General features: G+C 68.4%; 3 protein-coding genes. 1 reads left to right on the top strand and 2 read right to left on the bottom strand.

The annotated features are described in order from the left end of the window. Positions 1-229: hypothetical protein (locus tag ABZ215_RS43660; protein WP_354956830.1), on the bottom strand; the 229-nt coding region annotated here is incomplete at its 3' end. 97 nt (positions 230-326) lie between these two features. Then, positions 327-662: a helix-turn-helix domain-containing protein gene (locus ABZ215_RS43665; protein WP_354956832.1), complete on the bottom strand. Its 336-nt coding sequence runs from the start codon at positions 660-662 to the stop codon at positions 327-329. A gap of 87 nt (positions 663-749) precedes the next feature. On the opposite strand from ABZ215_RS43665, the gene ABZ215_RS43670 reads away from it, so the two are divergent. After that, positions 750-1,824: MFS transporter (locus tag ABZ215_RS43670; RefSeq protein ID WP_354956834.1), on the top strand; the 1,075-nt coding region annotated here is incomplete at its 3' end.

Below are 1,824 nucleotides of genomic sequence, written 5' to 3' on the forward strand. Positions count from 1 at the left end.
CCGCGCGGACGAAGACCAGCCCGACCCACCAGCCCACCCCCACCCCGCCCCACAGCACCCCGCCGCCGCCCATCCCCCCGGCCCCGGCGCCGAGGTCGTCCCCGGACCGCGCACCAGCACGCGCGCCTTGGCCGGGCACCGAGACGAGCCGGCGGCCCGGCAGTGGAAGCACCCATGGCGCGGCCGGCTGGGTGGGAGCCAGGGTGATCACCAGCGTGCAGATGATCACGACAGGTGCGCGACGGGTTTTTCGTGGTGTTGAGGTGACCGGCCTGCGCGGCAGGACCGTGCTCGACGTGCTGGTACGGGCGAACCGGGGCACTCCGTCATCGGGGGAGGGCGTAACCCACGGACTCCGCGGCGAGCAGGTCCAGCAAGCCCGGGAACCGCCGGTTGATGTCCGCCCGCCGCAACCTGATCCCCTTCCTGTTCCCGTAGTTGATCTCCCAGATCAGCCCGGCCTCGCGCAAGATCCGGAAGTGGTGGGTCTGGGTCTGCTTGCTGATCGGAAGGTCGAACGAGTTGCAGGTGCGCTCGCCGTCGCTGTCGTCCGCGGCGAGCTCGACCACGACGGCACGACGGTGGTCATCGGAAAGGGCGCGGAGCACCGTGCCCAGATCGATGTCGTCGATGTCGACGGGCGGCGCGTCCATCCCGGTCATGAGCCATCCTCCTCGAGTACGACTTGTATCGTACCTCAAGGTGTGTTTCACTCATGTACGAAAATCATCGTACCTGAGGAGTGATCCATGGCCTCGTACGCCAGAAGCCGGGAAAGAGGTGCGCAGCACTCACCGTTGCTGCTCCCCGTCGTCCTGCTCGGGGTGTTCATCATGCCGATCAGCATCGCGGGCGCGGCTATCGCGCTTCCCGCCATCTCCCGGGACCTGGGCACCGACGCGACAGCGCTGCAAGGAGTCGTCAACGGGTTCAACATCGCGCTGACGGTGTCCACCTTGGTCTGGGGACAACTGGCGGGACGGGTCGGAATCCGTCGCACGTTCCTCATCGGTCTCATGACGGTCGCCGCTGGCGCGGTGATGAGCGCGTTCTCGGTCGGCCTCGTCATGCTGGACATCGCCCGGGTCCTGACCGGATTCGGGGCTGCCGCCATCGCCACCGGCGGCACGACGATCTTGTCCCAGGCCTACCGCGACGGGGCGCGTGCACGGGCGTTCGCACTGCTCGGCATGGTCGTGGGAGTGGGGCTGGCAGCATGTCCCACGCTCAGCGGGCTGCTGGTCGCCCAGCTGGGATGGCGCGGGGTTTTCGGTGTGATCGCGGTCGTCGCCGGTCTCGTGCTGCTGGCCTCGCTGCGCAAGGTGCTGCCCAGCTCCGAGCGGCACCGCGGTTCTTCGCGAGGTCAGGTCCTGGATCTGTCGCCGTTGCGCCAGCCGCGTTTCCTCGCGATCGTGCTCGTTCCGGTGGCGGGATCGGTCGCCTTCGTCCCGGTGCTCACCTACCTGCCCGTCGCGATGAGCGCCGTGCACGACATGGGATCGGCGGCGGCCGGACTGTTCCTGCTTCCGCTGACACTGCCTGTGCTGGTCGGGCCCATCCTCGCCGGTTTGCTGATCACGCGCACCCGGGTGAGCTCCTGGGGTGTCATCGCGGCAGCGCTGATCATGCTCGTGCTCGGCGACCTGCTGTTCGTCCTGTTCTCCCCCGCCCTTCCCACGCTCCTCCTGGTCATCCCGATGCTGCTCGTCGGATTCGGCTGGGGGCTGCCACTGGGTCTGCCACCCAGCACCAGCGCGACCACCACGGTGATGAGCGTTTCGCGGTCGAGCATGCGGTGCAGTTGCCTCGGGGTGGCACCGGCCA

Source organism: Amycolatopsis sp. NPDC006131 (assembly GCF_040614175.1).
In the GTDB taxonomy this organism is placed as follows: domain Bacteria; phylum Actinomycetota; class Actinomycetes; order Mycobacteriales; family Pseudonocardiaceae; genus Amycolatopsis_E; species Amycolatopsis_E tucumanensis.

Bases quoted from the DNA above. Each gene is read 5' to 3' on its own strand.
- ABZ215_RS43665 (WP_354956832.1), bottom strand. From the start codon at position 662: ATGACCGGGATGGACGCGCCGCCCGTCGACATCGACGACATCGATCTG.